20 protein-coding genes are annotated in these 23940 nt (G+C 74.0%); 7 read left to right on the top strand and 13 right to left on the bottom strand.

From position 1 onward, the window contains the following. The first annotated feature begins 308 nt into the window (after positions 1–308). From IE118_RS07130 to IE118_RS07120, 3 genes are all read left to right on the top strand, one after another. Positions 309–1217, top strand: coding sequence for a hypothetical protein (locus tag IE118_RS07130; protein ID WP_189556528.1), 909 nt, complete (start codon positions 309–311; stop codon positions 1215–1217). Between the two features lie 218 nt (positions 1218–1435). Next, on the top strand, positions 1436–2611 hold the full coding sequence (locus IE118_RS07125) for a S1 family peptidase (protein ID WP_189556526.1): 1176 nt from the start codon (positions 1436–1438) through the stop codon (positions 2609–2611). Between the two features lie 190 nt (positions 2612–2801). Continuing rightward, complete coding sequence (locus IE118_RS07120; RefSeq protein WP_189556524.1) at positions 2802–4124, top strand: lipase family protein; 1323 nt, start codon at positions 2802–2804, stop codon at positions 4122–4124. A gap of 203 nt (positions 4125–4327) precedes the next feature. On the opposite strand, the gene IE118_RS07115 is transcribed toward IE118_RS07120, so the two are convergent. Then, a complete protein-coding gene (locus tag IE118_RS07115; protein WP_189556522.1) occupies positions 4328–4867 on the bottom strand; it encodes a snapalysin family zinc-dependent metalloprotease in 540 nt (179 codons plus the stop codon). A gap of 145 nt (positions 4868–5012) precedes the next feature. Between IE118_RS07115 and mgrA the strand changes: the two genes are divergently transcribed. Both mgrA and IE118_RS07105 read left to right on the top strand, forming a co-directional pair. Further along, positions 5013–6056 carry an L-glyceraldehyde 3-phosphate reductase gene (mgrA, locus tag IE118_RS07110; protein WP_189556520.1) on the top strand — a complete coding sequence of 348 codons (1044 nt, stop codon included), beginning with the start codon at positions 5013–5015 and terminating at the stop codon, positions 6054–6056. Between the two features lie 104 nt (positions 6057–6160). Continuing rightward, positions 6161–6643: an MSMEG_6728 family protein gene (locus IE118_RS07105; protein WP_189556518.1), complete on the top strand. Its 483-nt coding sequence runs from the start codon at positions 6161–6163 to the stop codon at positions 6641–6643. A 58-nt stretch (positions 6644–6701) separates the two neighbouring features. On the opposite strand, the gene IE118_RS07100 is transcribed toward IE118_RS07105, so the two are convergent. The 9 genes from IE118_RS07100 to IE118_RS07060 form a co-directional block, all read right to left on the bottom strand. Then, positions 6702–7988 carry an ABC transporter substrate-binding protein gene (locus tag IE118_RS07100; RefSeq protein ID WP_189556516.1) on the bottom strand — a complete coding sequence of 429 codons (1287 nt, stop codon included), beginning with the start codon at positions 7986–7988 and terminating at the stop codon, positions 6702–6704. Continuing rightward, entirely contained in the window at positions 7985–9130 is a 1146-nt protein-coding gene (locus tag IE118_RS07095) for a branched-chain amino acid ABC transporter permease (protein WP_189556514.1), read from the bottom strand. The genes IE118_RS07100 and IE118_RS07095 overlap by 4 nt, the downstream gene beginning before the upstream one ends. Continuing rightward, positions 9123–10019 (bottom strand): branched-chain amino acid ABC transporter permease, encoded by an 897-nt coding sequence (locus IE118_RS07090; protein ID WP_189556512.1) that lies wholly within the window; start codon positions 10017–10019, stop codon positions 9123–9125. The genes IE118_RS07095 and IE118_RS07090 overlap by 8 nt, the downstream gene beginning before the upstream one ends. Further along, positions 10016–10819: an ABC transporter ATP-binding protein gene (locus IE118_RS07085; protein WP_189556510.1), complete on the bottom strand. Its 804-nt coding sequence runs from the start codon at positions 10817–10819 to the stop codon at positions 10016–10018. The genes IE118_RS07090 and IE118_RS07085 overlap by 4 nt, the downstream gene beginning before the upstream one ends. Then, positions 10816–11598 carry an ABC transporter ATP-binding protein gene (locus IE118_RS07080; RefSeq protein ID WP_189556508.1) on the bottom strand — a complete coding sequence of 261 codons (783 nt, stop codon included), beginning with the start codon at positions 11596–11598 and terminating at the stop codon, positions 10816–10818. The genes IE118_RS07085 and IE118_RS07080 overlap by 4 nt, the downstream gene beginning before the upstream one ends. 299 nt (positions 11599–11897) lie before the next feature. Continuing rightward, on the bottom strand, positions 11898–13160 hold the full coding sequence (locus IE118_RS07075) for a PucR family transcriptional regulator (RefSeq protein WP_189556506.1): 1263 nt from the start codon (positions 13158–13160) through the stop codon (positions 11898–11900). Between the two features lie 142 nt (positions 13161–13302). Then, complete coding sequence (locus IE118_RS07070; protein WP_189556504.1) at positions 13303–15951, bottom strand: helix-turn-helix transcriptional regulator; 2649 nt, start codon at positions 15949–15951, stop codon at positions 13303–13305. 212 nt (positions 15952–16163) lie between these two features. Next, positions 16164–17066 (bottom strand): bis(hydroxyethyl) terephthalate hydrolase, encoded by a 903-nt coding sequence (bdeA, locus tag IE118_RS07065; RefSeq protein WP_189556502.1) that lies wholly within the window; start codon positions 17064–17066, stop codon positions 16164–16166. A gap of 478 nt (positions 17067–17544) precedes the next feature. Then, positions 17545–17757, bottom strand: a complete 213-nt coding sequence (locus IE118_RS07060) for a hypothetical protein (protein ID WP_189556500.1) — start codon at positions 17755–17757, stop codon at positions 17545–17547. A gap of 139 nt (positions 17758–17896) precedes the next feature. Here IE118_RS07060 and IE118_RS07055 point away from each other — a divergent pair, with 139 nt between their 5' ends. Further along, a complete protein-coding gene (locus IE118_RS07055) occupies positions 17897–18079 on the top strand; it encodes a hypothetical protein (RefSeq protein WP_229846694.1) in 183 nt (60 codons plus the stop codon). Positions 18080–18171: 92 nt separating this feature from the next. Here IE118_RS07055 and IE118_RS07050 read toward each other — a convergent pair whose 3' ends face one another. The 3 genes from IE118_RS07050 to IE118_RS07040 form a co-directional block, all read right to left on the bottom strand. Next, positions 18172–19857, bottom strand: a complete 1686-nt coding sequence (locus IE118_RS07050; RefSeq protein WP_189556496.1) for a tetratricopeptide repeat protein — start codon at positions 19855–19857, stop codon at positions 18172–18174. 146 nt (positions 19858–20003) lie between these two features. Further along, positions 20004–20483: a hypothetical protein gene (locus IE118_RS07045; RefSeq protein WP_189556494.1), complete on the bottom strand. Its 480-nt coding sequence runs from the start codon at positions 20481–20483 to the stop codon at positions 20004–20006. Beyond that, the gene (locus IE118_RS07040; protein WP_189556492.1) at positions 20480–22867 is read right to left on the bottom strand and encodes a molybdopterin oxidoreductase family protein; all 2388 of its coding nucleotides are present in this window, start codon (positions 22865–22867) and stop codon (positions 20480–20482) included. The genes IE118_RS07045 and IE118_RS07040 overlap by 4 nt, the downstream gene beginning before the upstream one ends. A gap of 230 nt (positions 22868–23097) precedes the next feature. Here IE118_RS07040 and IE118_RS07035 point away from each other — a divergent pair, with 230 nt between their 5' ends. Continuing rightward, complete coding sequence (locus tag IE118_RS07035; RefSeq protein WP_189556490.1) at positions 23098–23919, top strand: SAM-dependent methyltransferase; 822 nt, start codon at positions 23098–23100, stop codon at positions 23917–23919. Positions 23920–23940 lie beyond the last annotated feature (21 nt).

Here is a 23940-nt window from a genome sequence, read left to right as displayed (position 1 = left end):
GGCATTCAATCCTGACGGGTGCGGCAGACGGGTGCCTCGCCGTGCCGGCCGCCGCCGTCCCGGGGAGCTCCCGTCCGTGGCGGGACAGCCGGCGTGAACGGCCCGCGGGCCCCGGGAGGGCGCGGGGCGGCTCCCCCGGGCGGCTCGTGACGACGGCCTCGACGGCCGGACCGCGTCGGCCCGGGCACCGTTCCCCGGGCCCGGTCTCCTCTCGCGGCGCCGCTCGCCGGAGCCTCCCGACCGGGCCGGCACCGTGGGGGGTGCCGCCCCGCGTGCGCGGCCGCGGGGTTCGGTGGAGTCTGGGGATCATGCGGCGCAAGGGTGTGAGGGACGGCGGGGGCGAGGACGTGGAGGCGGTCCTCGACGAGCTGTACGCGCTGCCGCCGTCCGCTTTCGTCACCCGGCGCGAGGAACGGGCCGCGGCCGCCCGGACGGCCGGGCGGGCCGACGATGCCCGCCGCATCCACGCCGCCCGCCGCCCCACCCTCGCGGCCTGGGCGGCGAATCTGCTCCGGCGCTCCCGGCCCGACGAGGCGGAGCGGTTCCTGGAACTGGGACGGGCGCTGCGCGAGGCCCACGCCACACTGGATCCGAGCGGGATGAAGGAGTTGTCGGCCCAGCGGCGGCGCATCGTCTCCGCGTTGTCCCGGCAGGCGGCGGAGCTGGCGCGGGATGCCGGGCATCCGCTGTCGGAGCCGGTGCGGCGGGACGTCGAGACGACCCTGCGCGCCGTGCTCGCCGATCCGGAGGCGGCCGGCCTGTGGGCGACGGGCCGGGTGGAGAGCGCGCTGACCCCGCCGTCGGGTTTTCCGGCGGAGACGGCGGAAGGGACCGGCCCGGCGCGGGGGGCGCCCCGCGACCGGCCGGTCACGGCGGGGAAGCGGGACCGGCTCGCGGAACAGCGTGCGAAGCGGCTCGCCCGTGCGCGGGAGGCGGCCCGGGCGGCCGAGGAGGAGTTGCGTGCCCGGCGCGTGGAGCGGGAGGACACCGCGGCGTCGCTGGCGGCGGCGCGCGAGCGCCGTCGGGAGACCGGGGAGCGGGTGTCGGCGCTGGAGGCACAGCTCCAGGAGGGACGCGCGGCGCTGGAACGGGCCGAGCGGGAGCAGCGCGAGGCGGAGCAGCGGGACCGGACGGCTGCGGACGCCCTGGACCGGGCCCGGCGGGAGGCGGACGAAGCCGCCGCGGAGGCCGAGCGGGCCGAGCAGGGCGCGCGCTGAACGGGGCGGCCCGGGCGGCCGGTTGTCGCGCCCTCGGCCGGACCGGAAGGGAGCCGCCGGGCTCACGCGGCTGACGGGGCGTCAGCCAAATGAGGCCGTGCATTGGCATAGACCTGACACCCATCGCCTCGCTACGCTCGGCTCACCTCGCGGTGAGAGCGCTCTCACACGCGGTTGTTCCGCCCCCACCTTGTTGGAACGACGAAGGGCAACCTTCCATGAGACGCATCAGATTCACGCGTGCCGGCGTGGCCGCCCTGCTCCTGATCGGCAGCTGGACAGCGGCCGGCACCGTGCCCGCCTCGGCGCAGGGCGCCCCCGACTCCCCCGCCGCCCGCAGCACGGACTCCGCACCCGCCTCCACCGCCCTGCTGGACGCGATGCGGCGGGACTTCGGCCTGACCCGCGCCGAGGCGGCGGACCGGCTGGCCGCCGAACGCCGGGCCACCGACCTCGCACCCGAGGCGCGCAGGACCGCGGGACCGGCCTACGGCGGTGCCTGGTTCGACGCCGGGAGCGAGAAGCTGACCGTCGCCGTCACCCGGGACGCCGGAGCCGGCACGGTCGAGGCGCTGCGTTCGGCCGGCGCCACCGTCCGCACCGTCGAACACAGCGCGCGGCGACTGGACGCGGCCAAGGCCCGCATCGACCGCCTCGACGCGCCGTCGGGCGTCAGCAGTTGGTCCGTCGACCCGGCCGGCAACACGGTCGTGGTGAACGTGGTCGAGGGCGAGCGGTCCGACAACGATGTCCGCGCCTTCGTCGACAAGGCGAGGGAAGCGGGCCCGGTCACCGTGCGGACCGTGCCCGCACCGGCCGTGACCTTCGCCGCCGGGACCGTAGGCGGCGATCCCTACTACACCGGCAACGTCCGCTGCTCCATAGGCTTCTCGGTGCACGGCGGCTTCGTCACGGCCGGGCACTGCGGCGGGGTGGGACAGCAGGTCAGGGGCTGGGACGGCTCCTACATCGGCAACTTCCAGGGCTCCTCGTTCCCCGGCAACGACTACGCCTGGGTGAACGTGGGCAGCGGCTGGTGGACGGTGCCGGTGGTGCTCGGCTGGGGCACGGTTCCGGACCAGCTCGTGCGCGGTTCGGCGGAGGCGCCGGTCGGGGCCTCGATCTGCCGTTCCGGCTCCACCACCCACTGGCACTGCGGGCGGGTGCTGGCCAAGAACGAGACCGTCAACTACAGCCAGGGCGCGGTCCACCAGATGACGAAGACGAGCGTGTGCGCCCAAGGCGGTGACTCGGGCGGCTCGTTCATCAGCGGCGACCAGGCGCAGGGCGTCACCTCCGGCGGCTGGGGCAACTGCTCCAGCGGCGGCGAGACCTGGTTCCAGCCGGTCAACGAGATCCTCAACCGCTACGGGCTGACGCTGCACACGGCCTGACGACCCGGCAGTTCACGAGTGGGCCCCGCCGGACGACCGTCCGGCGGGGCCCGCTCCGGTGTGCGCCCAGGGTCACGCCCGGGCGGCGGGCCAAAAGTTACCGTGACGTAACTTACCCATGGGTTACCGGCGGTAAGCGAGCGCTGTTAGTTTCACGTTTCACCTTCAGGAGCAGAGCGAGGAGTGAGCCGTGAGCCGTATCAGCAGCGCGCTGACCACCGTCGTCGCCACGACGGCCTGTGTGTGCGTGTCCGCGCCGCCCGCCGCCGCGACCGACCCCGTGGTCTCGCGGGGCGTCACCATCCCCGCCTTCTACACCCCGCCCGCCGAACTCCCCGCGGGCAACGGCGTGCTGGTCCGCCACGAGCCGCTGCGTCTCGGCCTGAGCCTGCCCGGCCTCGACGGCCGCACCCTGCCGGGCACGGCGACCCGGCTCATGTACACCTCCACCGACTCGGCCGGGCAGCCGGTGGCCGTCACCGGGGCCTACATCGAGCCGTCCGCCGCCTGGAAGGGCGCCGGACCCCGGCCCCTGGTGGTCGTCGGTTCCGGGACCATGGGCCAGGGCGACCAGTGCGCTCCCTCCCTGGCCCTGCAGAACCCGCTGACGCTCAACGGCCGGACCGTGTCGTTCGGGTACGAGACGCTGGCCGTCTACCGGCTGCTCGCCACCGGGGCGGCCGTCGTCGTCACCGACTACGCCGGCCTCGGGGCGACGGACCGGCTGCACACCTACGTCAACCGTGTCGACGAGGGACACGCCATGCTGGACGCCGCCCGGGCCGCGCGCGCCGTGCCGGGCGCGTCCGTCACCCCGGCCTCCCGCGTGGGCATGTACGGCTACAGCCAGGGCGGCGGCGCCACCGCCTCCGCGGCCGAACTCCAGAGCACCTACGCCCCCGACGTCCCGCTCGCCGGCACCTACAGCGGGGCGCCGCCCGCCGATCTGACGGCCGTGATGAAGGGCATCGACGGCAGTGCGCTGGCCGGCGCGCTGGGCTGGTCGATCAACGGTTTCGCGCAGGCCGAACCCGAACTGCGCCGGGTCGTCGAGGCGAACGTCAACGCCGCCGGACGCGCGGCGCTGAAGGACGTCTCCACCGCCTGCGTCGGCGACGCGATCCTCGGCCACGGCTTCACCAAGAGCACCAAGTGGACCACGAGCGGCAAGTCCCTCGCCGAGATCATCGCCGCCGAGCCCGCCGCCCAGGCCGCCCTCGACAAGCAGCGCATCAGCACGATGAGGCCCACCGGGCCGGTCCGGCTCGTCACCGGCGTCCAGGACGACATCGTCCCCCACGAGCAGGCCCGCCAACTGGCCGTGGACTGGTGCGAGAAGGGCGGCGACGTGACCTACAAGGCGGTCCGGCTGCCCAACCTCGGCGACAAGATCCTCACCAACCACCTGGCTCCGCTCCTCACCGACCAGGGCGACGCGGTGGAGTGGCTGACCGACCGGCTCCGGGGCGAACCGACCCGCTCCAACTGCTGGACCCTGCCGGCGCAGCGCTGAACCCGGCGACAACGGCACGAGCCCCGTCCCGGGACTCCGGGACGGGGCTCGACTGCGGAGCGCCGGGCAGGCCTTGCACCTGCATCTCCCCGCAGGAAGCGGGGCGTCTTTCCTTGGACCACCAACGCACGGCCCGGGGTGGGAGGTTCTCCTCGCCCTGACCTGTGACAACCGTAGCGGTGATCGCCTCGGTTGTCACATCGTCACATGGACGCCCCGGCGGCGGCTCCCTCGAAGTTCTCCTCCACCTGGGCCCGCTCCGCGGCGTTCGGGTACGGGTTCGTGCAGGAGGTCCCGGCGCTGGCGCCCGACATCAGACGGGAGCAGGGGCCGGGCTTGCGGTCCGGGAGGCCCAGCATGTGGCCGAGTTCGTGGGCCGCGACGCGGACCGCCGAGTGTCCCTGGTCGATGGCCTGGCGTCCGATGTAGACGGTGCCCCGGCCCAGGGAGTCCGGGAGGGAGCGCGGCCAGCCGTCGTCCGCCACGACGCGGATGTCGGCGCGCTGCCCGGCCCCGGCCGGGCGCAGTTCCACGCCGTCGACGCTCGCGTTCCAGATCGCCGCGCCGCGGTCGACGGCGGCCCGGAACTCCGCGGCGGCTCTCGCGTCGTAGGTGAGCACCCGGTCGACGACCAGGGGCTGGGCGGTCACGGCGGAGGGGACGGCCGCGGAAGGGGCGGTCAGGACCGGGCAGGACACCGCGAATGCCGCGGCCAGGCCGACGGTCAGCGAACGGATGCGCATGGCGGACCTCCTGGGGATTCAGAAGCGGCACCGCTGAATTCCATGGAAGGGATCGGTTGGACTTCCGGATCACGCGGGGGCAGTGTGGGCGAGGAGCAACACCATCCCACGGGACGCCCCCACTCGCACCACCGGAGACCAGCCGATGAACCACATCGCCCGCCCCGAGCGCTACGACGGCACCATGCGCTACCGGCGCACCGGCCGCTCGGGCCTCGACCTCCCCCTGCTGTCCCTGGGCTACTGGCACAACTTCGGCGACGACCGGGCCTTCGAGACGCAGCGCGAGATCGCCCTGCGCGCCTTCGACCTGGGGATCACCCACCACGACCTGGCGAACAACTACGGCCCGCCCTACGGCTCCGCCGAGGTCAACTTCGGCCGGCTGATGCGCCGGGACCTCGCGCCCTACCGGGACGAGCTGGTGATCTCCACCAAGGCCGGCTGGGACATGTGGCCCGGCCCGTACGGACAGGGCGGCGGCTCCCGCAAGTACATGCTGGCCTCCCTGGACCAGTCGCTGAAGCGCATGGGCCTGGACCACGTCGACATCTTCTACTCGCACCGCCTGGACACCACCACGCCCCTGGAGGAGACCATGGGGGCCCTGGACACGGCGGTCCGCCAGGGCAAGGCCCTCTACGTGGGCATCTCCTCGTACGACGCCGAGCGCACCCGGGAGGCCGCGGCCATCCTCCGCGACCTCGGCACTCCGCTGCTGATCCACCAGCCGTCCTACAGCATGCTGAACCGCTGGATCGAGACGGACGGTCTGCTGGACGCGGCGCAGGAGGAGGGCTTCGGGGTCATCGGGTTCACGGCGCTCGCGCAGGGGCTGCTGACCGGGCGCTACCTGGACGGTGTGCCGCGGGACTCCCGGGCGGCGGCGGGCAAGTCGTTCGACAGCGGATGGCTGACCGAGGAGATGCTGGGCCGGCTCCGCGCCCTGAACGGCATCGCGGCCCGCCGCGGACAGACCCTGGCGCAGATGGCGCTCGCCTGGGCGCTCCGGGACCGGCGGGTCACCTCGCTGGTCATGGGCGCCTCCCGCACCGAGCAGCTGGAGCAGAACGTGGCCGCGCTGGAGAACCTCGACTTCTCCGCCGAGGAGCTGGCCGAGATCGACACGTACGCCACCGACGGCGGCGTCGACCTGTGGCGCGAGGCGCGTCTGGGCACGATGGGCTGAGCCGTGCGGGCCCCTCGGGGTGTGGGCCGCCGGGGAAGGGGAACTGCGGTGCGGTGAGCCGTGCGCCGACGGCACGGCGGTCCCCGGCCCGTAGGGACGGACGCATGCAGACCTTTCTGCCGTACCCCGACTTCCAGGAGTCGGCGCTGGTCCTCGACCGGCGCCGGCTCGGCAAGCAGCGGGTCGAGGCCATCCAGGTGCTGCGCGGGCTGATCGTGCCGGGGTACGGGTGGCGCCGCCATCCCGCGGTGCGCATGTGGACCGGCTACGAGGAGGCACTGGTCCGCTACGGCCTGGACGTCTGCCGGGTGTGGCGCGACCTCGGCCACCAGGACAGCTGCGCCGCGACGCTGGTGGCCGACCTGGCGCGGGTGCGGCCCGGCGCGCCGGTGCGCGCACAGCGGGAGCTGGCGGGGGCCGGTGAGCTGCCGCCCTGGCTCGGGGACGAGGCGGTGCACCGCAGTCACCGCTCGGCGCTGCTCCGCAAGGACCCGGACGTGTACGCGGAACGCTTCCCGGACGAGCCGGACGACCTGCCGTACGTCTGGCCGTCGTCCGACCGCGACCCGGAGGCGGCCGGGGGCTGACCCCGGCGGTCCCCTCCCCTGGGGTCCGCCGGGGCCGGCCGCCCGGAGCGGCCGTCCGTCACCGCCCGGACAGGTAGTCCTCCACTCCCGGCGCCGCGTGCGCGTCCTCGGCGTTCACCACGCCGCCGACCGCCTTGGCGTCGGGCTTGAGGACGTAGGTCTTGACGCTCGCGGGGCGGTCGACGTCGGAGAAGTTCTGCGGGGTGCCGAGGCCGGTGTCGGCGTTGGCCTGTGACCGGTGCGCCTTGACGACGTCCTCCCGGCCGAGGCCGCCCGACTCGCAGGCCTTCTTCAGGTCGGCGCCCATCAGCTGGGCGGCGTTGTACCCGGAGAGCACGCCGGAGTCGACCGGCGAGTCCGGGTACTTCTTCTGGTACGACGCCACCATGCGCTGCACGCCGGGCAGCTCGGAGCTGACGGCCGGCGCGGCGCTCACGATGCTGAGCATGGCGGCCAGGGCGGGCGCGGCCGGCGTCTTCATCAGCTGGGGCGCGAAGCCGGGGGCGCTGCTGACGACGGGCACCTTCAGCCCGCGGGAGGCGGCGACGCCGACCAGGGAGGCGGTCTGGGCGGGCCCGGCGCTGATCAGGACGGCCTTGACGCCCTCCTTGCTCAGGGCCGAGACCTGGGCGGACAGGTCGGTGTCCGTCGCCTTGATCTTCTGTCCGGTCACCTTCAGGCCGGCCTGTCCGGCCGCCCAGGTGGAGCCCTCCAGGGCGTTGGCGCCGTAGTCGCCCTCGAAGTAGACGTGACCGATGGTGTCGCCCTTCTTCAGGCCCTTGGTGCGGGTGAGGAACTCCACGGCGGCGATCATGTCGACGTCGTAGGTGGTGCCGAGCACCTGGATGGCGTCCTTGCCGAGCAGGGAGGCGGCCCACGCCTGCGGGAAGGTGAGCATCTTGTCCTGCTGGATGTCGTCGAGCAGGGCGGCGACCACCGGGGAGCCGATGACCTGGGGCAGGGCGACCACGTCGGGGGCGATGTCGGCGTAGGCGGTGACGGCCTTCTGCACGTCGTAGCCGTGGTCCTTGACCACGATCTCGATCTTGCGGTCGCAGATGCCGCCGTCGGCGTTGACCTCGTCGGCCCACATCTGCTGGGCCTGCACGATGCTCTTGCCGAGGGTGGCGTAGGGGCCGGTCAGGTCGGTGAGGGCGCCCAGTCTGATGGTGTCGGCGCCGATGCCCGGGCCGGTGCGGACGCCGTCGGCGGCTTCGCCGCCGCCCTTGCCGTCCTCCGCCTTGGAGCTGCATCCGGTGGCCGCGAGCAGCAGGACGAGGGCGCCGGCGAGGACGGTGCCGGCGGTGCGGCGCCCGTTGCGGGGCCTGTGGTGCGTGGTGTTCACGGGGTGTGCTCCTTGGGTCGTGCGGCTGCGGTCGGCTGCGGGGACGAAGGACGGTCGGTCGGGTCGGCGGGGGGACGGGATCGGAGGCGCCGTACGCGGTCGCCGGCCCGGCGTGCCAGGCCGTGCAGACCGTCGGGGGCGTACAGCAGGACCAGGACGATGGCCGCGCCGTAGAGGTAGCGGGCGGCCTCGGTGGGGCCCACGGCGCCCTCGGTCGAGCCGGGGGCGGCGACCAGCGGCAGCTGGTCGGCGTAGCGGGTCATCAGCAGGGGCAGCGCCGTGACGAAGACGGCGCCGGCGGTGGCTCCGGCGACGGAACCGAGTCCGCCGATGACGATCATGGCGAGGTAGTCGACGGACAGGACGAGGGAGAAGTAGTCCGGGACGACGCGGCGGAAGGCGAGCGCGAGGAGCACGCCCGCGAGCCCGGCGTACATCGACGACACCACGAACGCCGCGGAGCGGTGGCGGGCGACGTCGACGCCCATCACGGCGGCAGCGGTCTCGCTGTCGCGCAGGGCGGCCAGCGCCCGGCCGGGGCGCGAACGCAGCAGGCCGCGTGCGGTGAACCAGGTGAAGGCGAACAGGGCGAGTCCCAGGTACCACAGCCGTTCCTCCGCACCGAACGGCACACCGATGACGGTCAGTTCGGGGTCGCTCTCCGCGAAGGTGAACCCGCCGAGGCTGAGCGGGGGCACGGAGCGGCCGTTGAAGCCGCCGGTGACGGAGTCCGCGGTCAGCAGGACGTGGTGGCCCAGGAACACCAGGGCGAGCGTCGCGATACCGAGGTAGATCCCCTTGACCCGGGCGGCGACGGGACTGAAGAGTCCCCCGGCCGCCCCGGCGAGCAGCACCGCGAGGAGCACGGCGAGCGCCGGGGGCAGTCCGGGGCCGGGGTCGCCCGCGAACCAGGAGTAGCCGTAGGCGCCGACGGCGAGGAAGAAGGCGTGGCCGAGGGAGAGCTGGCCGGCGGTGCCGCTGAGCAGGGCGAGCCCGACGGCTCCGATGGCGGCGGCCATGGAGAACAGGCCGATCCGCAGCCAGAAGGCGTCCAGGTAGAAGGGCGGCAGGCACAGGACGGCGGCGAGCAGCAGCAGCCGGCCGCGCCGGCGGGTCAGGGTGTGGAGGAGGCGGTCAGACACGGGCCGCTCCCTTCGCTCCGAACAGCCCGGTGGGCCGTACGAGAAGCACCAGCAGCATCACCGCGTACGGGGCGACGTCGCCGAATCCCTCGCCGAGGACGTGCAGTTCGGACTGGTAGCCGACGACGAGGGCCTCGGTGAGACCGATGATCAGGCTGCCCGCGAGGGCGCCGGCCGGGGAGGCGAGTCCGCCGAGGATCGCGGCGGGGAAGGCGTTGAGGGCGATCTGGCCGGTGGTGCGCTCCAGACCGGGTGCGGGGAACGCGGCGAGGAACACCGCCGCGAGGGCGGCGAGCGCGCCCGCCAGGCACCAGGCTCCGGCGCGGACCCGGCCGAGCCGTACGCCCATGAGCGCGGCGGCCTCCAGGTCCTCGGCCGCGGCCCGCAGGGACAGCCCCCACGAGGTGAACCGGAACAGCGCGAACACCGCGCCGATGACCACGGCCGACACCACGATCGCGGCGAGCCGGCTGTCGGCGACGGTGAGCGGCCCCAGTTCGGTCACCGCGTCGCCCCACGGGTCGCCGAGGGTCAGCAGGTCGCCGCCGATGCGCCGGGCGAGGTCCGTGAGCAGGACGATGTCGATGCCGATGGTGACGATGGTCTGCACGTGCGCGGAGTGGGCGTCCTGACCGCCGCGTTGCAGCAGGAAGCGGTCGAGCGCGCCCGCGAGGGCGGCCGTGGTCAGGACCGCCAGGGCGAGTGCCCCGGCGAAGCCCAGGTCGTCGTGGAGGACGGCGATGAGGTAGCCGCCGAACAGGAGCAGGGAACCGTGGGCGAAGTTGAGGACGCCGGAGGCCTTGAAGATGACGACGAAACCGAGGGCGACCAGCGCGTAGACCGCGCCGAGTGCGAGTCCGCCGAGGATGTTGTCGAGAAGTACCGTCATGCCGCGTCCTCCTCGGTCGCGTCGGTGCCGAGGTAGGCGCGCAGCACCTCGGGGTCCTGGCGGACCTCGTCGGGGGTGCCGTGGGCGATGCGCCGGCCGAAGTCGAGCACGGTCACGTCGTCGGCGAGACGCATGACGAGGCCCATGTCGTGTTCGACGAGGACGATGGACAGGCCGAGTTCGGCGCGCAGTTCGCCCACGACCCGGGCGGTGCGGGCGCGTTCGGAGGCGTTCATGCCGGCCACGGGTTCGTCGAGGAGCAGTACGCGCGGCTCCAGGCAGAGGGCGCGCGCGAGTTCGACGCGCTTGCGGTCGCCGTACGAGAGCAGCGCGACCGGGCTGTCGAAGAGTGCTCCCAGTCCGGTGAGTTCAGCGATCTCACGGGCCCGGTCGCGGTGCTCGCGCTGTTCGCGGCGGGCGTTCGGCAGGCGCAGTGCGCTCGCGGCGAAGCCGGCGCGGGTCAGGGCGTGGCGGCCGAGCATGAGGTTGTCGGCGACCGTGCCGTGGGTGGTGACGATGTTCTGGAAGGTGCGAGCCACCCCGAGTGCGGCGATGCGGTGCGGGGCGAGCCGGGTCAGTTCGGTCTCCCCGAGGGTCACCGTGCCCTCGGCCGGGCGGCACAGGCCGGACAGAACGTTGAAGCAGGTGGACTTGCCGGCGCCGTTGGGGCCGATGAGCGCGTGCACGGAGCCGGGGGTGACGGTGAAGGAGACGCCGTCGAGGGCGGTGAGTCCGGCGAAGCGCACGGTGACGTCCCGTACGTCGAGCACGGGCGGTGCGGTGGTGGTGCGGTCGTTCACGCGGCCCCCTGGTCCTCGGCCGACTCGCCCAGGTAGAGGCGGCGTACGGCGTCGGTGCGGGCGAGTTCGTCGGCGGGGCCGGACAGCCGGGTCTCGCCGACCTCCAGGACGTGCGCGTGGTCGGCGAGGGAGAGCGCCATGCCGGCGTTCTGCTCGACGAGCAGCACGGCGGTGCCCTGGGCGTTGATCTCGCGGATCACCTCGGCGATCCGGTGCACCATCTGCGGGGCGAGCCCGAGGGACGGCTCGTCGAGGAGGAGCAGGCGGGGGGCGGCCATCAGGGCGCGGCCGATGGCGAGCATCTGCTGCTCGCCGCCGGAGAGCAGGCCGGCCGCCTGGTGGGTGCGTTCGGCGAGCCTGGGGAACAGCGCGAACACGCGGTCGCGGGCCTCCTGGACCTGGGCGCGGCCGCGGCGGCCGAGGCCGAGACCTCCGCTCCGGAGGTTCTCGTCGACCGAGAGTCCGGCGAACACCCGCCGTCCCTCGGGGACCTGGACGACTCCGGCGCGTACCGCGGCGACGGGGTCCTTGCCGTCGAGCACCGTCTCGCCGTAGCGGATACGGCCGGCCGTGACCGCGCCGCGGTGCAGGCGCAACGTGCCGGACACCGCGCGCAGCAGGGTCGTCTTGCCGGCCCCGTTGGCGCCGAGCAGCGCCACGACGGCGCCGGGTGGCACGGTCAGGGACACGGAACGGAGAGCGGACAGCGCACGCCCGTACGTCACGTCGACGTTCTCGACGCGCAGCGCGGGCAGGCCGTCCGGTGGTGCTTCGGGCATCACGGCTCCTCGGGACCGCGCCGCGGGCGGCGGCACGGCTTCGGGGGAAGGGGAGCCCACGACAGCACGGTCGCGACCGGCCGGTACAGCGTTCGAGGGGCGCTCGCTGCGGCGTACCAATGGGGGTGGGCGGGGGTTGTGCGGGTGCCCAGGCGGGTGGGCGGGGCCGGTACGGCTTCGGGCCGGGGTGACATCGGAGGCGTGGGGATGGGGGTGCCGCCCCCGCCGCCCCTTCCCTTCCCTGGGGGCCGCGCTCCCGGACCCCGCTGCGCGCGGTTCCCCGCGCCCCTCGGGAGGGTTCAGCGGTTGAGGAGGGTGCGGGCCGTGAGGGCGAGGCTGACCTCGACGAGGTCGGCGGGGCGGGAGAGGGAGCGGCCCGTCAGTTGTTCGTAGCGGCGCAGGCGGTTGAGGACGGTGTTGCGGTGGCAGTACAGGCGGCGGCTCGCCCGCTGGGCGGAGCCGTCGCAGGCCAGCCAGGTGGCCAGGGTGTCCAGCAGGACCTCCGCGTCGGCGGGTTCGAGGTGGGCCAGCGGCCCGAGGAGCCGGTCGGCGAGCGCGGCGCCGAGTTCCGGGCTCGACGCCACCAGTGCGGCCGGGAGGTGCTCGGTCAGCCGGACGGTTCCGCCCGCTTCCGGGCACAGGGTCAGCGCGGTGTCCGCCAGTCGCCGTGCCTCGCCCACGGCGGCCAGGCCCTCGACCGCGCTGCCGACGCCCACCCGTGTCCCGGGTGCCTGTTCCTCCTGCACGATCGACTCCTCACCGTCCTCGACCAGAACGATGCCGTAATCGGCGTCCGCACCGGTGTGCCAGTGCACGCGCACACCCGGGGCGAGCGCCGCTTGGGCACCCGGACAACCGGCGAGCCCGCCGCCGGCGGCCGCGACGACCACGTAGCGCCCGTGCTCGGGCAGTTCCAGCGCCACAGCGGCCTCGGGCAGGTCGGCGATCCTGCTCGTGCCGTCCAGCAGGGCCGCCGCCAGCAGACGCACCCTGTTCTCCCTCCGCCATGCCAGCTGCCGTTCGGTCTGCCGGTAGGCGTCCGCGACGAGCGTGCAGTGCTCGTCGACGAAGTTCCACACGTCGGACGCCACGTGCACCAGCAGCCGGACGTCCTCCGGCGCGGCCCGGGACGTCTCGTCGACGAGGCCCTGCCACACCAGTGAGCCGCCCAGCCGGAAGGCGTGCAGGACCGCGTCCAGCGGCAGTCCCTGTTCGGCGCGCGTGGCACCGATCTTCCAGGAGCACCGGCGCGCCCCGTCCCGGGCGCCCCGCGGATCGAGCAGCGAGGAGATGCTGTGGCGCAGTGAGCGGTGCACCTCCTGCCAGGTGGCGAGGGCGTCGCCCTCCACCGCGGTGCGGTAGGCGGGCTCCTGCTCCAGGAGTACGGCGATCAGCCGGTCGGTGACCTGTGGCAGGTCGTCCAGCAGCACACGGGCCGCCCGGTGCAGCACGCGCAGCGCGTCGGCGTCGATCAGCGACCGCACGCGCGGTGCCCGCGGACGCGGAGCGGCGGGCGTGGGTCCGGGGCGGAGCAGAGTACGTGGCCGTACGGCGTGTTGCATCGCGCATCTCCCCCAGGGTCGGCTTCCCGGCGGTGCCCGTGCGGCGGTCCCCTCACCGGCGCCCGGCCGGACGGGGAGCCCATGGGCCGGCCGCCACCGGACTCGTCCTGCCGTGAAGGATGGCATACCGTCCGGTCGGTCCCTAGAGCTGTGCACCGGTCTTTTCCCCGTGTTCGACCAGTCGGACAAGCTCGACCCGGGAACGGACGCCCAGCGTCGCGAAGACGTTCCGCAGGTGGTAGTCGACGGTGCGGGTGCTGACGGACAGGCTCAGCGCCACCTCCCGGTTGGTGGCGCCCTCGGCGACGCACCGCGCGATGCGCAGTTGCTGCGGCGTCAGCCGGGACAGCGCCCCGGACCCGCCGCCGGCCGGGGCCGCGCCGCCCGCGCGCAGTTCGGCGGCGGTCTGCCGCATCCAGGGGTGCGCACCGCACCGTTCGAAGCCCATCAGGGCCTCACCGAGGCGGGCCCGCGCCTCGCGCAGCCGACGTCTGCGCCGCAGCCACTTGCCGTAGAGGAGGGCGGTGCGGGCCCGCTCGAAGTCGCCGGCCGTGTCCTCGTGGCGCTCCAGGGCGCGCCGGTACAGGGCGTCTGCCGCCTCCGGGGCGGCCAGCAGCGCGCGGCAGCGCAGGAGCTGGGCGGGGGCCTGCGGGTCGGCTCCGCAGGCGGCCCACAGCGCGAAGTCGTCGACGACCGCGCGTGCGTGCTCGGGCCGCCCGGCGAGGGCGGCTGCCTCCACGAAACAGGGGACGGCCAGCATCCACACCGCGAAGTGGCCGCGCCGCGCACCGGGCCGCACCAGCGGACCGAGCCGGTCCGCGGCCTCCCGCGGACGGCCGCCGCCCAGGTCGGCGCGGGCGGCGGCCCACTCGGCGAGTGCCGCCGCCTGGGCGAGACCGTGCCGGCGAGCGGTGCGCAGGGCGGCCGCCGTGTGCTCGGCGACGACCTCCCGCTCGCCCTCGATCGACGCGGCGAGCGCGAGCGCGGCGTGGTGGTGGGCGGCCGTGTTCCGCTGCCCGGTCCGCGAGGCGGTACGCAGGCCCTCCTCGGCGTGCGTGCGGGCCAGCTGGTGGCGCCCGGCCCGCAGTTCGGCGTACGCGAGGTACTCCAGCGCCCTCGGTTCGAGGGCGGCGCGACCGTGGGTCCGGGCCGCCGCGAGGGCCCGTGCGCCGGCGCGGCGGGCGGTGGTCACGTCCCCGAGCATGAGGGCGGCGGAGGCGGAGCGCAGCAGCCGCTCGGGGTCACCTCCGGACAGCCCCCGTTCGACGACCCGGCGCAACGGCACTGCGGCCCGGCCGAACTCCCCCAGCAGCACAGCCCGCATCCCGTCCCGGTGGTCGCGCAGCACGGCCTCGTGGGACGCGGCGGCGTCGGTGCCGTCCGTGCCGGACGGGGGCGTGCGGGCCGGTGGCGCGGGAGCGGGGGTGAGGACCTCCAGGCAGGCGGTGGGGTCGCCGGCGGACCAGGCGGCGTCGGCCGCGCCGAGGGTCGCCGTGGCGGCGGCCTCCGGGTCGGTGGCCGACAGCAGCGTCGCGGCGAGCAGGAAGGATTCACGGGCGTCGTCCACCGGGCCGTCGGCCAGCAGCACCGCGCCCCGCAGCAGCTCCGCGCCGCCGCGCGCCGCCGCGGGCGCCGGACGGCGGCGGGCGGCGTCGAGCAGGCGCAGGGCCTTGGACGGGTGGCCGGCGAGGGCGGCCTGCTCCGCGGCGGCGGTGCACCGGTGGACGCGCGCCGCGTCGTCCGGGGTGAGGGCGGCCGCCCTGGTGAGCGCCCGGTGGCGCAGGACGGGTGGCAGCTCCGGCGCCGGATCCGCGGCGGCGCGGGCCAGCGCGTCGGAGAGGGCGGGGGCGTGGCCGGTGACCGTCCACGAGCGGTGCAGCAGCGCGAGGATGCCCTCGGGGTCCGGCAGCGCGCCGGTCAGCGCGCGGTGCGCGGCACGGCGCCGCTCGGCCGGCGCGCCGGCGTACACCGCCCGCCCCAGCAGCGGGCTGCGGAAGCGGAGCCGGTCACCGGCCCGGACCAGCACCTCGGGCAACGGCTCCGCCGCACGGGTCCCGTCGGCCCGCAGGACGAGGTCCGCGTCGGCGTCCGGCTCCCCCGTCGCCCACAGGGCGGCCGCCGCGGTCAGCAGCAGGCTCCTCCGATCGGGCGGCACACCGGTCAGAGCCCCGCCGACGACCCCGGCCAGGACCTCTCCGTCGGCCAGCGGCCGGGGCAGTGCCCGGTGCCCGGCGAGCTGGGCGGGCGCCAGCCGGTCGACCAGCGCCAGCAGCAGCGCGGGGTTGCCCTCCGCCGCCGTCACCAGTTCCTCGCGCACGGCGGGGTGGACGGCGCCGTGCGACGCGTCGTCGGCCAGCCGCTCCGCGTCCCCGGCCGTGAGCGGGCCCAGCCGCAGCACCGGCAGCGCCGCCAGTTCCGGGTCGACGGGCCGGTGCCCGGGCACGGTCAGGAGCAGCCCCGCGCGGATCCCCGCCGCGTGGACCCGGGCGGCCGCCCGGGCGAGTGCCGCGCGGGCCGCCTCGTCCCACAGGTGGGCGTCGTCCGCGCAGACCAGGAGGGGTGCCGTGCGGGCCGCCGCGCACAGGGCGTCGGACAGCGCCTCCGCGGTGGAGCCGTCCGCGGGCCGCAGGTGCCACACCGGCCCGGCGCGGAAGAGGCGTGCGGCGTGCCGGAGGAACGCCGTGCGGCCGCAGCCGGGTTCACCGGTCACCACGCGGACACCGCCGTCGGTGCGGAGCGTGTCCAGCAGCTCGGAGATCACCTGCTGCCGCAGGGTCGTCTGTCCGGTCATTCCCCGGACCTTACTCACGCGTAAGGTCGTACGGAAGGAATCCGTCCACCTCTGGGTGAACGGTCAACTGCCGCTTCACCAGCGGGTCTTCCCCGGTACGGCGGCGGGCGGAGTGTGCCGCGGCCCAAGCTGTCCGCCGCCCGGCGGTGCACCGGCACAACGCAGGTGGCGGCCCGCGCCGTCGCGCGGGCCGCCACCGGGTGTCCGGAACCTCAGGAGGTGTGCGGGCAGTTGCCCCGGGACTCCTCGACCGTCAGGCTGGGCCGCGGCAGCGGGCACAGGAACTGCTCGTAGCGGGTGTCGTTGTCGATGAACCGCTTCAGCCAGGAAATGCTGTACTTCGCGATCGTCGTGTTCGACGAGTTGGGCGTGAAGTGGGTGGCGCCGTTCAGTTCGAGGTAGGCCCGGTCCAGCGAGGACGGCAGGCCGGTGTAGAGGGGTTCGGCGTGGGAGGAGACCGGGGCGACCGTGTCGCCGTCGGCGCCGAAGATCAGGGTGGGGGTGCGCACCTCGGGCCAGGTCTTGTCGAGGTTCCAGGGCGTCAGCGGGATGGCGGCCTGGAGCGAGGGCCGGTCCTTGGCGGCTTCGAGGCTGCCGCCGCCGCCCATCGAGTGGCCCATGACGCCGAGGCGGCTGCTGTCGATCCGGCCGCGCACCGAGCTGCGCTGGGTGAGGTAGTCCAGCGCGGCGAGCAGCTGGTCGCCGCGGGAGGCGGGCTGGTCGAGAGTGGTGTTGGTGTCGATGGTGAAGACCACGAACCCCTGGGAGGCCAGGCGCGGGCCCAGCCAGGAGATGGAGGACTGGTAGGCGGTGAAGCCGGGCGAGACGGCGATCGCGCCGAAGGTGCCGTCGGCGGTGCTGGTCGGGTAGTAGATCGTGCCCCCGCCGAAGCCGGAGACGGAGAGCGAGGAGACCGAGACGTCCGACACGGCGTAGGGGCCGCGCAGCGCCTCGATGCTCGATTCGGTCGGAGCCGGGCCGCGCTCGTAGGGGTTGTCCGCCGCGTGGGCGCCGGGGCCGCCGAGGGTGCTCAGAGCGACGACGGCGGCGAGGGCCGCGGTCAGTCCGGCGAAGCGGCCGGACGTGCGCCTGCGGGTGTGGGGGTGCTGCTGCACGACGAGTGGTCCTCTCTGTCGCGGCGAACCGCCCGGCCGGCCGGGGTGCGGGACTGTGGCGTGGCTGGGGACCGTGCCCCGGCCGGGGGCGGCGCCGATGGACTGGCGGTGCCACTGTCGGAGAGGAGGCGGCCGGTGCGGACCGGCAATCTCACCGGTCTCGTGCGCCGTACCGTCCGTGCGGAGGCCGCACGCGCGAGGACCACACGTGCGAGGACCACACGTGCGAGGACCACACGTGCGAGGACCACACGTGTGAGGACCGTCGGTGCGCGGGCCGTCCGTGCGCGGGCCGTCCGTGCGCGGGCGGCGGCCGCGTCAGGGCGTGGCGGGGAGAAGCGGGGGTACCCGGACGGGTGCGGTCACCGTCGGAGTCGGCGCCGACGGTGACCGCCGTGCGTGCAGGCGCGGGCGACCGCCGCGCGGGGGAACACCAGGGTGCGCGCGGGAATGCCGGTGGTGACGCGCGTGCGTCTCGTCAGGCCGCGTCGTAGACGTGGGCCCGGCCGCCCGCCCACCTGACCCAGGCGGGATCGTCCAGCAGCCGTTCGCCGTCCGGCAGTCCCGCGCGCCTCAGGAACTCCACCACGTCGCGGTCGGAGCCCGCCAGGCCGACGATCTCACCGCGTACCGTCACCCGGCGTCCGCCCGAACCGAGCGGCGGGTGCACCACGATCGGCGCCTTCTTCATCCTTCCAGCATCCGGCGGCGGCCTCCGGTATGCATCCCGGCCCCGCATGTCACCCGACTGGCCCGCCGGACGAGCGGTGCGCGGGCGTCCCGTGCTCGTATGGGCAGCGGCCTCCATGCCTACCCGGAGGGAGCTGGGAATGCACGAGATGTGGTGCGGTGCAGACACTTCGGGGGAGCCGGTGTGGCATGTCCTCACCCCGGACAAGACATCGACCCTGTGCGGAGTGGACAAGGAGGAGGAGTCGCCCCGGCGTGACACGACGGACCGGCACTGCTTCTCCTGCATGCAGTCGTTCCAGGCCGTCGTGGCGTCCCGCTGAAGGGCCCGCGACGTACCGGTGCGACCCGGACCGGCTGACCGCCCGGGACGGAGTGCCTCGGTCCGGCCGGCCCTCGTGGCCGGCCGGGCCGCTCAGTGGCAGGGGTGGTCCTCCCCGTGGGCCGCCGGCCCCCGGGTCCGCGTCCGGCAGAAGCAGGACGCCTCGATCGGGACGTCCGCCAGTGCGGCCGCCTGCGTGAGCTGCCGGGCGATGATCCGGGCCTCGCCGTCCTTGCCCGTGCGCAGCAGGCACTCGTGGAAGCCGTGCAGCGCCCAGACGTTGTTCGGGTGTTGCAGCGGCCGCGGCAGAGTGGCGTCCAGCCCCAGGTCCGCCCGGTAGACGGCCTCGGCCTCGGCGACGCGGCCCTGCTCCAGCAGCAACGCCCCGTAGGCGTGCCGGGTGGGCTGCATCCAGCCCCAGGGCTCGTCGTAGGGCAGGTTGTCGTCGAGTTCCACGGACCGCTCCAGCGCGGCGAAGGCGGTGTCGTACTCGCCCTTGCGGTAAGCGAGTTCGCCGTCCAGCATCGCCGACGCGATGGCCAGGATGTCGTGGCAGGTGTTGTTGAAGAGCATCCGGGTGCCGGGGACCCGGCCGACGGCGGCGCGGAAGTGCTCGCGTTCCGCCTCGGCCTGCTCGGTGGCGCCGGTCGCCGAGAGGGCCACACCCCGGGCGTAGTGCAGCATGGCGGTGGTCACGCAGTACAGGTCCCCGTCCTCGGGGAACGGCAGCGCCAGGATGTCCTCCCAGCGGCCGAAGCGGATCAGGACGTGGAAGCGCATCGCCAGGAACCCCTCGAGCCAGTCGGCCATGGGCGGGCTCTGCACCCGGAGCAGCTTCTCCGGAACGGCCTCCTCGAGCCCGGCCGCGGCGTCCAGGGCCACTCGCGACTGACCGGCGAACATGGCGCCGTAGATCCTGAAGTGGTGGTTGTGGGCGCGGTAGAGCGTGTAGAAGTTCATGGCGCCGGCCCGCCGGAGGTACTTCTCGTCGGCCGCGATGGCGCGGGTGTTGTCCGAGACGACCCTGCGGTAGTCGCCGCACAGCACTTCCAGGTGCGAGGGCATGTGGTGCAGGTGCCCCGCGTCGGGTACGGCTCCGCGCAGCCGGTCGGCGACGGTCAGAGCCGCCTCCGGGGTCGGTGACATCTCCATCAGGTGGACGTACAGGTGCAGGACCCCCGGGTGCCGGGAGCCGGCGTCGGTGGAGAGCGCGCCGTCGAGGACCGCCTTGGCCTCCAGGGTGCGGGCGCCGTCGGCGGGGCGCCCGGTCCTGAGGTCCCACAGCTGCCAGGGAGTGAGGTTCATCAGGGCGTCGGCGCAGAGGACGGCCACGTCGAGGTCGCCCGGGGCGCTCTCGTACACGGCGAGCATCCGGTCCGCGTACGGCTCGTTCCACACCGAGCAGTCCCCGGTGGCCCGCGCCTGGGGGTAGCGGGCCCGCAGGGCTTCGACGAGTGCCCGTTCGACCGGGGTGGCGCGCGCGGACCTCTCGTGGGCACGCTCCACCGCCCGGTGCGTGCGTTCGACGGTGCGGGTGAGTTCCTCGCCGTCGAACGCCTCCCAGGGCTTGTTGTAGTTGGGTCCGAGGGCGTAGGCGATGCCCCAGTGGGCCATGGCGCAGTCCGGGTCGGCTTCGGCGGCCTTCTCGAAACAGGCGACCGCCTCCTCGTGGTTGAAGGCGTAGGTCCACATCAGCCCGCGGTCGAACCAGAGTTGGGCTGCGGCGGAGGACGTCGTCACGGGGCGGCCGTAGGATCCGAGGTCGTAGTAGTCGTCCATGGGTGCCTGCCTCCCGGGACAGCGGATGGGCCGTCCGCTGCCGCGCCGGCGGCGGACGCCCCGTGGGGACGAAACCGACGATAGCGGGGCACGAGCGCTCGCGCAGACGTCAGCGCGGAACCGGACGCCGCCGCTTGCTCACCCGTTCACGCGCTCACGAGGAGCTGCGGCGAGAGCACCTTGATCATCGTGTTGGTCCAGCGCATCTGGCGCAGGGTCTGCGGGTGGCAGGCGGAGACCAGCTCCAGCAGGTTCCGCTCCCGGGTGGCCTGCGCCGCCTGGGCGAGCATCTCCCAGTGCAGGGAGTTGCGGACCGCGGCCAGGTGCAGGTCCCGCAGATCGTGCAGGAGGAGCAGGCCGGTCTCCGGGCGGCGCCCGAGGGCCTGCGAGGCCTTCTCCCGCAGGGCGGCGAGCGCGCCGGGAGAGGGGTGCTCACGGGGTCCGGACAGGTCGCGGCCGAGGGCGGCGAGCCGGGTGGCGTGTTCCCTGGACCAGCGGGCGACATCGGTCGCGACGTGGTGGAACTCGTGCTCGGCGCGGTGGCGCTCCGCGGCGGCCAGCAGATCCTGCTCCAGGTCGCGCTCGTCGTCGTGCAGGGTGCGCAGGACGGTGTCGATGCCGCTCATGCCGTGCTCCCCGTGCGATCGGTGCCGTCCGTCGCCGTGCCGCGGCGGGAGACCAGCGTCATGCGGGCCGCGGAGGTCTTGAACAGGGGTTGTTTGGAGAGGGGGTCCCAGTCGGTGACGGTCGTCTCGTTGGCGGCGCGGCCGGGGCGGTCGTCGGGCGGCCGGTGGCCCCGCGGTGTGTCCCAGTAGCCGTAGTGGAACGGCACGAACACCACGCCGTCGCGGATCGCGGTGGTACGCAGTCGGGCCCGGATCGCCCCGCGCGGGGTGGTGACCTGGACCAGGTCACCGGCGGCGAGTCCCTGCGCGGCGGCCTCGGCCGGTGAGATCTCCGCCCACACGTCGGGGGCGGCGGCATCGAGCTCGGGCGCACGGCCGGTCTTGGTGCGGGTGTGGAAGTGGTACACGGTGCGGCCGGTGATCAGCTGGAGGGGGTACTCGGGTGAGCTGTCCTCGTGGGGCGGCAGGTATGCGGCGGCCTTGATCACGGCCTTCCCGTCCGGGTTGAGGGAGCGGTATTCGACCGGGGTGACGGTCGCGCCGGTCACCATGTCCTTGCCGTAGCTCTCGCACCGGTCGGGGTGGGCGTGGGTGAAGCCGTCGGTGTAGAGGCGGGCCGTGCCGTCGGGGGCGTCCTCGGTACAGGGCCACTGGATGCCGCTGCCGTGACGCAGCCTGTCGTAGCTCAGGCCGGTGTAGTCGCAGGGGCGTCCGGCGCTGCACCGCTGCCAGGCGGCGAACGCGCCCTCGGCGTCGCGCCAGCCGATCAGCGGGCCGCCGTCCTTGTCACGGAAGTCCATGCGGGCGGCGAAGTCGAGGAAGATGTCGAGGTCGGGCCGGGCCTCGCCGGGCGGTTCGACGGCCTTCTCCGACAGGTGCACGGTGCGGTCGGTGTTGGTGAAGGTGCCGGTCTTCTCGCCCCAGGTCGCGGCCGGCAGGACGACGTCGGCGAGCTGGGCGGTCTCGGTCAGGAACAGGTCCTGCACCACCGTGAACAGCCGCTCCTGGGCGAGGATCGAGCGGATTCTGGCCAGCTCGGGCAGGGAGACGGCCGGGTTGGTGCCGCTGATCCACAGCATGCCGAGCGAGCCCTGCTCGGCATAGCGGAACATCTGCATCGCGTGGGTGGGCGGGCCGTGGTGCGGGATGGCGTCCGGCTCCACGTTCCAGATCTCGGCGAGCTCCGCCACGTGCCGGTCGTTCTGCCAGTTGCGGAAGCCCGGCAGGTCGCCGTCGGCACCGCATTCGCGGGTGTTCTGGGCGGTGGGCTGGCCGTTCATCTGGAGCAGCCCGCAGCCGGGGCGGCCCAGCATGCCCCGGATCAGGTGGAGGTTGTTGACCTGGACGGCGGCGGCGGAGGCCTGGTGGGACTGGTAGACGCCCTGCAGGACAGTGGACAGCAGCCGCCGCGCGCCGCCGAGCAGCTCCGCCGCCCGTTCGATCTGCGCGGCGGGGACGTCGCAGATCCCGGCGGCCCATCGGGGGGTGCACGGCTCGACGCGGGAGGCGAGCTCGTCGAAGCCGACGGTGTGCGCGTCGATGAAGGCGCGGTCGATGCGGCCGGTGCGGATGATCTCGTGCAGCAGGGCGTTGAGCAGGGCGACGTTGGTGCCGGGGCGGGGCGCCAGGTGCACGTCGGCGCGCTGGGCCACGGGCGTGTACCGGGGGTCGACGCAGAGCAGCCGGGGCGGGTCGGAGCCCTCCAGGCGGTCCAGGATCCGCATCCACAGCACCGTCTGGGTCTCCGCCGCGTTGTGTCCGAACAGGGCGATGGCGTCGGCGTGGTCGACGTCCTCGTAGGAGCCGGGCTGGCCGTCGGAGCCGAAGGTCTCCTTGAGGGCCTCCGCGGCCGTCGCCGTGCACAGCCGGGTGTTGCCGTCGAGGTGGTTGGTGCGGATGCCGGCGTGGGCGAGGACGGCGAGGGTGTAGTACTCCTCGAGGAAGAGCTGGCCGGAGGTGTAGAAGCCGACGGCACCGGGGCCGCGTTCGTCCAGCAGGCTTCTGGTCCGGGAGACGACGCGGTCCATGGCGGTGTGCCAGTCGGACTCCACCAGCTGCCCGTTCTCCCGGACGAGGGGCCGGGTGAGGCGGTCGGGCGAGTGGTTGGCCTGCCACCCGAAGAGGTCCTTCGGGCCGAGGCGGCCGCGGTTGACACGGTCGTTCGCGCGCCCGCGGACGCCCACGATGCGGCCGTCGCGCACCGCGATGTCCAGCGCGTCGCCGTTGGAATGCAGGATCGAGGCGGAGCGCACCCATCGCTGCACGTCCTCCTCCCCCACCCCGTTCGCCAGGTGCGTGTCGGTGCGGACGGGCCACGGGGTGCCGGGCGCGTAAGGGGTGCGTGGACCCCAGGGGTCGGCGATCCGCTCCGGCGTGCTGCTCAAGATCCGGCCTCCCGTGGATGACGGCGTTGCCCCCGCGGGTACCCCTTCCCTCACCCCGCCGGACCCTCACGCCACGTTACCCAACAGGCACCGTCCGTAGTAACGGACGCCGGTGCCCTCCATTCCTTCGAGCGCTTTCGCCGACGGGCTGGCACGGCCCGTGCGGCGCTCCCTAGGATGGACTCCCTGTCCAGCCAGCCCAGTTGGCGCGGTACTCCGCAGGGGGAACGATGCACACCGGTAAGCAGCTGTCCACCGAGATCGACGCGACGGTGCCGACGGCCGCGCGCATGTACGACTACTACCTGGGCGGCAAGGACAACTACGCCGCGGACCGCGCGGCCGTCGAGGAACTGGACAAGGTGGTGCCCAGCACCCGCCGTCTGGCCCTGAACAACCGGCGCTTCCTCCAGCGGGTGGTCCGCATCCTCACCCAGGAGTACGGCATCCGCCAGTACCTGGACCACGGTTCCGGTCTGCCCACCCAGGACAACGTCCACCAGGTCGCCCAGCGCATCGATCCGAGCACGCGCGTGGTCTACACCGACAACGACCCGATGGTGCTGGTGCACGGCCGGGCGCTGCTGGAGCAGGACGAGCGCACCGTGGTCATCCAGGCCGACATGCGTGACACCGACGGGATATTCGGCCACCCGGAGACGCAGCGTCTGATCGACTTCTCGGAGCCGGTCTGCGTCCTGTTCAACTCGGTCTTCCACTGCATCCCGGACAGTGACGCCGACGGCCCGCTCGCCGTGGCCCGCAGGGTCCGCGAACGCCTCGCCCCCGGCAGCTTCATGGTGATGTGCCAGCTGGTGAGCGAGGACCCGGAGGTCCGCACGTTCGTCACCGATTTCATGGACCGGGCGACCCAGGGGCACTGGGGCCGGGTGCGCGAGCCGAAGGACGTCGAGACCTACTTCGAGGGTCTGGAGATATTGGATCCGGGCCTGGTGGAGGTGTCCACCTGGCGTCCGGACACCGAGGTGGCGCCCCGTCAGCTGACGCAGGAGTGGATCGAGTTCGGCGGCGTGGGCCGGATCCCGCTGTAGCGCTCCCGACGGCACCGGCGT

Source organism: Streptomyces pilosus (assembly GCF_014649835.1).
Classification (GTDB): Bacteria; Actinomycetota; Actinomycetes; order Streptomycetales; family Streptomycetaceae; genus Streptomyces; species Streptomyces pilosus.
Note: the sequence above shows the minus strand (reverse complement) of the source record. Positions and strands in the feature narration are given on the sequence as shown.

What these genes read in the sequence shown, in the direction of transcription:
- IE118_RS07080 (WP_189556508.1), bottom strand. Translation starts at nt 11,598, where the DNA reads ATGCCCGAAGCACCACCGGACGGCCTGCCCGCGCTGCGCGTCGAGAAC.
- IE118_RS07070 (WP_189556504.1), bottom strand. Translation starts at nt 15,951, where the DNA reads ATGACCGGACAGACGACCCTGCGGCAGCAGGTGATCTCCGAGCTGCTG.
- IE118_RS07050 (WP_189556496.1), bottom strand. Translation starts at nt 19,857, where the DNA reads ATGGACGACTACTACGACCTCGGATCCTACGGCCGCCCCGTGACGACG.
- IE118_RS07125 (WP_189556526.1), top strand. Translation starts at nt 1,436, where the DNA reads ATGAGACGCATCAGATTCACGCGTGCCGGCGTGGCCGCCCTGCTCCTG.
- IE118_RS07060 (WP_189556500.1), bottom strand. Translation starts at nt 17,757, where the DNA reads ATGAAGAAGGCGCCGATCGTGGTGCACCCGCCGCTCGGTTCGGGCGGA.
- IE118_RS07075 (WP_189556506.1), bottom strand. Translation starts at nt 13,160, where the DNA reads ATGCAACACGCCGTACGGCCACGTACTCTGCTCCGCCCCGGACCCACG.
- IE118_RS07090 (WP_189556512.1), bottom strand. Translation starts at nt 10,019, where the DNA reads ATGACGGTACTTCTCGACAACATCCTCGGCGGACTCGCACTCGGCGCG.
- IE118_RS07115 (WP_189556522.1), bottom strand. Translation starts at nt 4,867, where the DNA reads ATGCGCATCCGTTCGCTGACCGTCGGCCTGGCCGCGGCATTCGCGGTG.
- mgrA (WP_189556520.1), top strand. Translation starts at nt 5,013, where the DNA reads ATGAACCACATCGCCCGCCCCGAGCGCTACGACGGCACCATGCGCTAC.
- IE118_RS07105 (WP_189556518.1), top strand. Translation starts at nt 6,161, where the DNA reads ATGCAGACCTTTCTGCCGTACCCCGACTTCCAGGAGTCGGCGCTGGTC.
- IE118_RS07055 (WP_229846694.1), top strand. Translation starts at nt 17,897, where the DNA reads ATGCACGAGATGTGGTGCGGTGCAGACACTTCGGGGGAGCCGGTGTGG.
- IE118_RS07130 (WP_189556528.1), top strand. Translation starts at nt 309, where the DNA reads ATGCGGCGCAAGGGTGTGAGGGACGGCGGGGGCGAGGACGTGGAGGCG.
- IE118_RS07045 (WP_189556494.1), bottom strand. Translation starts at nt 20,483, where the DNA reads ATGAGCGGCATCGACACCGTCCTGCGCACCCTGCACGACGACGAGCGC.
- IE118_RS07035 (WP_189556490.1), top strand. Translation starts at nt 23,098, where the DNA reads ATGCACACCGGTAAGCAGCTGTCCACCGAGATCGACGCGACGGTGCCG.